This is a genomic window from Solidesulfovibrio sp., from assembly GCF_029978005.1.
Taxonomy (GTDB): domain Bacteria; phylum Desulfobacterota; class Desulfovibrionia; order Desulfovibrionales; family Desulfovibrionaceae; genus Solidesulfovibrio.
This window is the reverse complement of the sequence record NZ_JARKOZ010000141.1, coordinates 1-6,174: the sequence shown is the minus strand read 5'-3', so window position 1 is coordinate 6,174 and position 6,174 is coordinate 1. Positions and strand designations below refer to the sequence as shown.

7 protein-coding genes are annotated in these 6,174 nt (G+C 67.7%); 3 read left to right on the top strand and 4 right to left on the bottom strand.

Translation table 11 applies throughout. The annotated features are described in order from the left end of the window. Window positions 1-58 precede the first annotated feature (58 nt). Window positions 59-433: a gamma-glutamylcyclotransferase family protein gene (locus tag Q1K70_RS16050; RefSeq protein WP_300161560.1), complete on the bottom strand. Its 375-nt coding sequence runs from the start codon at window positions 431-433 to the stop codon at window positions 59-61. Between the two features lie 80 nt (window positions 434-513). Continuing rightward, entirely contained in the window at window positions 514-1,506 is a 993-nt protein-coding gene (locus Q1K70_RS16045; RefSeq protein ID WP_300161558.1) for an NAD(P)H-dependent glycerol-3-phosphate dehydrogenase, read from the bottom strand. Between the two features lie 142 nt (window positions 1,507-1,648). On the opposite strand from Q1K70_RS16045, the gene Q1K70_RS16040 reads away from it, so the two are divergent. The 3 genes from Q1K70_RS16040 to Q1K70_RS16030 all read left to right on the top strand — a co-directional run bounded on the left by Q1K70_RS16040 (window position 1,649) and on the right by Q1K70_RS16030 (window position 4,050). Further along, the gene (locus tag Q1K70_RS16040; RefSeq protein ID WP_300161556.1) at window positions 1,649-2,137 is read left to right on the top strand and encodes an Lrp/AsnC family transcriptional regulator; all 489 of its coding nucleotides are present in this window, start codon (window positions 1,649-1,651) and stop codon (window positions 2,135-2,137) included. 84 nt (window positions 2,138-2,221) lie between these two features. Further along, window positions 2,222-2,500, top strand: a complete 279-nt coding sequence (locus Q1K70_RS16035) for a hypothetical protein (RefSeq protein ID WP_300161554.1) — start codon at window positions 2,222-2,224, stop codon at window positions 2,498-2,500. Further along, complete coding sequence (locus Q1K70_RS16030) at window positions 2,500-4,050, top strand: AarF/UbiB family protein (protein WP_300161553.1); 1,551 nt, start codon at window positions 2,500-2,502, stop codon at window positions 4,048-4,050. Before Q1K70_RS16035 ends, Q1K70_RS16030 begins: the two co-directional genes overlap by 1 nt. Here the strand turns inward: Q1K70_RS16030 and Q1K70_RS16025 are convergent. Together Q1K70_RS16025 and Q1K70_RS16020 are read right to left on the bottom strand one after the other, a co-directional pair. Then, window positions 4,047-5,360: a phenylacetate--CoA ligase gene (locus Q1K70_RS16025; RefSeq protein ID WP_300161551.1), complete on the bottom strand. Its 1,314-nt coding sequence runs from the start codon at window positions 5,358-5,360 to the stop codon at window positions 4,047-4,049. The genes Q1K70_RS16030 and Q1K70_RS16025 overlap by 4 nt on opposite strands. A gap of 2 nt (window positions 5,361-5,362) precedes the next feature. Next, window positions 5,363-6,082, bottom strand: coding sequence for an ABC transporter ATP-binding protein (locus Q1K70_RS16020; RefSeq protein WP_300161549.1), 720 nt, complete (start codon window positions 6,080-6,082; stop codon window positions 5,363-5,365). Between the last annotated feature and the right edge of the window lie 92 nt (window positions 6,083-6,174).

The following is a 6,174-nucleotide window of genomic DNA, read 5'->3' as shown; positions in this document are numbered from 1 at the left end:
TTCTGGGCTATCATCCACGGCATACTGGGCTGGATCTACGTCCTGTACGCCTGGATCTTCAAAACCTACTAGGCGTCCAGGCCGCGAAGTCGCCCGTGTGGAGCACGCCTTCGAAGGGGCGGCGGGCGAAGTATATCCAGGCCTGGGCCGTTTCGCCGCCTTCCAGGGCCACCGGGGCCAGGGCGCGGCGGTACACCCGGGGGTGTTCCTCCAGGGCGTCCAGTTCGCGAAGCCGGTTCGCGTCCACTCGGTAGATTTCGCCGACGACGCGGCAGCGCGGTTCGTCGGCCACGAGATAGGGGATGTCGCCGGCCACATACATGGCGTAGGCCTCGACCGTCTCGGCCCGGCCGAGGCACGGGCAGCCGGCCACGTAGCGGTGGTTGCGAAACCCCCGCCGCAGCGTCCCGTACGCGAAAATATCCCAATGCACGGTTGCCTCTCCCACGCTCCACTTCCCCCTGGTCAGGGGGCCGGGGGGATGATCACCCCCGGTGGGGGAGTCCGGAGGCCTTATTCGTCCTTGAGGGAGCGCAGCATGAGGTCGCGCACGGCCTTGCTGGGGTCTTGGTCCTTGTAGAGGATGGCGTAGACTTGTTCGGTGATGGGCATTTCGACGCCGAGTTTCTCGCGCAGGGCGTGGACGGCCTCGGTGGTCTTGACGCCTTCGGCCACCATCTTCATCTCGGCCAGGATGTCGAGGAGCTTTTGCCCCTTGGCCAGGCGCAGGCCGACCTGGCGGTTTCGCGAGAGGTCGCCGGTGCAGGTGAGCACCAAGTCGCCCATGCCGGACAGGCCCATGAAGGTCTGGCGTTCGCCGCCCATGGCCTTGCCGAGCCGGCTCATCTCGTGCAGGCCCCGGGTGATGAGGGCGGCCCGGGCGTTGCCGCCGAAGCCCAGGCCGTCGGCCACGCCGGCGGCGATGGCGATGATGTTCTTGATGGCTCCGCCGAGCTCCACGCCGCGCACGTCCGTGGAGGTGTAGACGCGGAAATTGGGCGAGGACAGGGCTTCCTGGACTTCCTTGCCGGCTTTTTTGTCCTTGCAGGCCAGCGTCAGGGCCGTGGGCATGTCGCGGATGACCTCGTAGGCGAAGGTCGGCCCGGAGAGCATGGCGAAGCGGGGTTTGAACGCGGCCAGGGCGTCCTCGCAGACCTGGGACATGGTCATGAGGCTGTCGAGCTCGATGCCTTTGCTGGCGCAGATGATGACCGCGTTTTTCGGCAGGTATTTGGAGAAGCGCTGGTAGGCGCTGCGGATGAACTGGCTGGGCACGGCGAAGAGGAAGTGGCGGGCGCCGTCGGCCACGGCGGCGGCGTCGGTGCTGACCTCCAGGGAATCGGCCAGCTTGCAGCCGGGCAGGTACCAGGAATTCTCGCGCGTGGTGCGGATCTCGTTCATGACCGCCTGCTCGCGCACCCAAAGCCGCGCCTCGTGGCCGTTTTTCGCCAGCAGGTCGGCCAGGGTGGTGCCCCAGCTGCCGCCGCCGATCACCGCGATCTTCATGCCCGACAACCTCCCCGCGCCCTCCGGTCCGTGCGTTTTGCGGCCGCGCTGGCCGCTGCGTCCGGAGCCGCGACGCTGTTGCCTCTAGCACACAAAGCCGGTAGAGACAAAGCCTTTGACGACCACGCCAACGGGAGACGCCATGGGCGATACGCCAGCCGCCACGCCGCTTTCGGACATCGACAGGGAGATTCTCAAACGCGTGCAGGGGTCCCTGCCGGACTCGGCCACGCCCTATGCCGACATCGCCGCGGCCGTGGGCACGGACGAGGCCCATGTCCTGGCCCTGCTCTCCCGCATGGTGGAGACGGGCGAGATCCGCCGCTTCGGCGCGACGCTCAAGCACCAGAAGGCCGGCTTCGGGGCCAACGTCATGGTGGCCTGGTACGTGCCCGAGGAGGACGTGGACCGCATCGGGGCGATCATGTCCGAGCGCCCGGAGATCAGCCACTGCTACCACCGCATCAACTGCCTGGAGTGGCCGTTCAACCTTTACACCATGATCCATGGCCGTTCCCAGCAGGACTGCCAGGCCGTGGTCGAGGCCCTTCGCGCCGCCACGGGCCTGGACGACTACGCCATGCTCTTTAGCCTCAAGGAACTCAAGAAAGTCAGCATGCGCTACTTCTAGCCCGTCTTTGCCCCGGGGATTGACGCCGGGGCGACGAATCCCCATAGTTCCTCACATAAACCGTCGAAAGGCGAGGTGTTGCCTATGAAGCCCGTCGATCTGCTCTATATGGGACTTGGGGCGGCCTTTCTGGCCAAGGACAAGTTCGAATCCCTGCTGGACGATCTGGAAAAGCGCGGCGAGGTGTCCAAGGCCGACGCCCAGAAGTTCCTGGACGACGCCCGGGCCCGGGCCAGGCAGGAAGAGGACGCGCTCAATGCCCGCATCCGCGAGGAACTGCGCAAGGTGCTCGAAGGCATGGGCCTGGCCACCAAGGAAGACGTCGCGGAACTGAAGGCCCTGCTCAAGAAAAAGACGTCCTGATGCCGGCCGCCTCGGCCCCGGCGCGCGTCTGGCTGGCCTTCCGGTTCCTGCATACGGTCTTCGTGCTGGTGCGGCGGGCGGACAGCTTTCTTTTCCTGCGTCCCCTGCCGCCGCGTCGGCTGAAGGAATGCATCCTGACGCTCGGGGCGAGCTTCATCAAGCTGGCCCAGGTGCTGGCCACCCGGGCGGACTTTTTCACCGACGACTATCTCGACGAGCTGCGGGGCATCCACGACGAGGTGGCTCCCATGCGCGAGGCCGACTTCCGGGCGGCCTTCGCCCGGGCCTTCGGCGACGCGCCGCCGTTTGGCTCCTTCGACCCCGCGCCCATCGCCAGCGCCTCCATCGGCCAGGTCCACGCCGCCACCCTCGCCGACGGCCGGAAGGTGGCGGTCAAGCTGCGCCGGCTGGGCGTGGAGAGGCGGGTGCGGGGCGACATCCGCCTGGTGCGGGCCATGCTCTCGGTGTTCACGCCCTTTTTCTCCCGGGCGACCAAGAATTCCGTGGAAGCCGTGCTGGCGGAATTTTCCGCCATGATCGTCAAGGAAGTCGACCTGTCGGTGGAGCTTGCCAACCTGCGCAAGTTCACCGACGCCTACGGCGGCGGGCCGGTGCGCTTTCCCGTGCCCGAGCCGGCGCTTTCCTGCGCCGACGCCCTGGTCATGAGCTTCGAGACCGGGCTTCGCATCGACGACAAAGCCGGCCTGGCCGCGGCCGGCATCCCCTTCCGCCAGGTCCTCGACGACCTCGTCGCCTTCTACATCGAGCAGATGCTCGTGCGCGGCTATTTCCACGCCGACCCGCACCCGGGCAACATCCTGGTGCGCGAGGGCGGCGGCATCACGCTGCTCGACTTCGGCATGGTCAAGCGGCTGCCGGCGGACACGCGGGTGGCCATGATCGAGGTGGCCAAAACGGCCCACGACCGGGACTACGAGGGGTTCATCAAGGCCTGCCAGCGGCTCGGCATCGTGGCAGCCGGGGCCGATCCGGCCGAGATGATGGAGTTCGCCGAGCGCATGTTCGACATCTTCGGCGACGCGAGCCTGTCCGCCGCCTCCATGCAGGCGCTGGCCTTCTCGGTGCTGGCCTCCATGAAGGACCTGCCCTTCAAGGTGCCCCAGGACGTGGTCTACGTCATGCGCGCGAGCACGCTTATCGAGGGCCTGGGCACCACCTACATCGAGAACTTCAACGGCGTGAAGGACATCCTGCCGCTTTTGCGCAAGAACCTGGCCCGGGCCATGGGCGGGGGAGCCGGGCTCTTCCCCACCGTGCGCGAGGAGCTGTCGAACCTGCCGCTCACCATGCGCCGGGTCAAGACCGTGCTCATGGAGCTCAGCGAGTCGAGCCTCAAGGTCAAGCTGTCGCCGGAAACCATGGAATACGCGGGGGAGCGGCTGCGGCCCTACCTGCGCAAGTTGGCGCTGGGGTTCTTGCTTGTCGCCGCCGGGTTCCTCGCGGCATGGACCGACGTGCCCCACGCCGTGCCCGTGGCCTGGGCGCTTTTCGTCGCCGGGGCCGTGCGGGTGTGGCTCGCGCTGCGCTAGCGGGCGATTCCCCGGCGGTCCACGACGCGGATGGTCTTGCCTTCCAGGCTGCGGGCCAGGCTCCCGGGTTCCACCAACTTGACGCCGATCCCTACGCCGAGCTCCGAAGCGAAGCGCCGGCCGAGCTTGTCGAGCAGGGCCTGGTGCTCGGAGACGCGGTCGAAGAGCAGTTCCTCGGTGGGCTCCACCTCGACCAGGGCCTCGTCCAGCGCGCCCTTGCGGTCGAGCACGATGCGATAGTTGGGCGTGGTGCCCTCCACCTCGAGCAGGATGCCCTCCACGCGCGACGGAAAGACGTTGACGCCCCGGATGATGAGCATGTCGTCGCTGCGCCCGACGATGCGGCCGATGCGCCGCATGGTGCGCCCGCAGGGACAGGGTTCGGGGATGATGCGCGTGATGTCGCCGGTGCGCAGACGGATCATGGGAAAGGCTTCCTTGGTCAGCGTGGTGACGACCATCTCGCCTTCCTCGCCGTCGGGGAGCGGCTCGCCCGTGATCGGGTCCACGATCTCGATGAGGAAATGGTCCTCGCTCACGTGCATGCCGGCCTTTTCCAGGCATTCGCCGGCCACGCCCGGCCCCATGATCTCGCTTAAGCCGTAATTGTCCGTGGCCGTGAGCTTGAGGCGATCCTCAATGGCCGCGCGCATGGCCTCGGTCCAGGTCTCGGCTCCAAAGAGGCCGAAACGCAGGGACAGGGAATTGACGTTGACGTCCATGGCCTCGATGGTCTCGGCCAAGTGCAGGGCGTAGCTCGGCGTGGCCACGAACACGCTCGTGCGGTAGTCCTGCATGATGGCCACCTGGCGGCGCGTGCCGCCGCTCGAGGCCGGAATCACGGCCGCGCCCACGGCCTCGGCCCCGTAGTGGAAGCCGATGCCGCCGGTGAAAAGCCCGTAGCCGAGCGCGATCTGCACCACGTCGTCCCGGCCGGCCCCGGCCGCCACCAGCACCCGGGCCACCAGCCGCGCCCAGGTCCGCACGTCGTTTCGGGTGTAGCCGGCCACGACCGGCTTGCCCGAGGTGCCAGACGAGGCGTGCAGCCGCACCACGTCGCGAAGCGGCACGGCGAAAAGGCCGTAAGGGTAGGCCTCGCGCAAATCGGCCTTGGTGGTGAAGGGCAGGCGGCGCAGGTCGGCCACGTCGGCAAAGGCCTCGGGGTCGATGTCGTGCTCGGCGAAGCGGTTGCGGTAAAGCGGCACGTTTCTCGCCACCCGCGAAAGGGTCTGCTGGAGCCGCTCCAGTTGCAGCTGGGCCAGCTCGGCCCGGTCCATGGCCTCGAATTGCGGTTCGAAACACTCGCGCATGGCTATGCCTCTTTTTCCCGGCCCAGATAGGCGCGGCGCACGTCGCGGTTGGCCAAGAGCTCCTCGGAAGTGCCGGAGAGCAGCACCTTGCCCGTCTCCAGCACGTAGCCCCGGTCGGCCACGGCCAGGGCGCTCTTGGCGTTCTGCTCGACCAGAAGCACGGTGAGCCCCTTGTCGCGCCGCAACGCGGCGACATGACGGAAAATCTCCCTGCACACCTGGGGCGCCAGGCCCATGCCCGGCTCGTCCAGGAGCAGGCAGCGCGGCCTGGCCATGAGCGCGCGTCCCAGGGCCAGCATCTGCTGCTCGCCGCCGGAAAGCGCCGCCGCCTGCTGGGCCCGGCGCTCGGCCAGGACCGGGAACATGGCGTAGATCTCGTCCATGTCCGCCGCCGCTCGGCGCTTGTCGTAGCAGGAATACGCCCCGAGCAGCAGATTGTCCTCCACGCTCATGGGGCCGAACACCAGCCGCCGCTCCGGCACCTGGGACAACCCCAAACGCACGATGCGCTCGGGCTTCTCGGCGGCGATGTTCTTCCCGTCGAAGAGTATCTCGCCGCCCGAGGCGCGCGACACGCCGGATATGGCCGAAAGCAGCGTGGTCTTGCCCGCGCCGTTGGCCCCGATCAAAGCCACGATCTCGCCGGGGGCCACGTGCAGCGACACCCTGCGCACGGCATGCACCCGGCCGTAATGGACATCGACATTGCGCAACGTCAGCATGCGGGAAGATGCCTCCGGCGGCCGGGGGGGATAATCCCCCTCGGACCCCCTTGTCGGGGTGGCGCGGCGTGCGTGGCTGCAAAGCCAGCCAC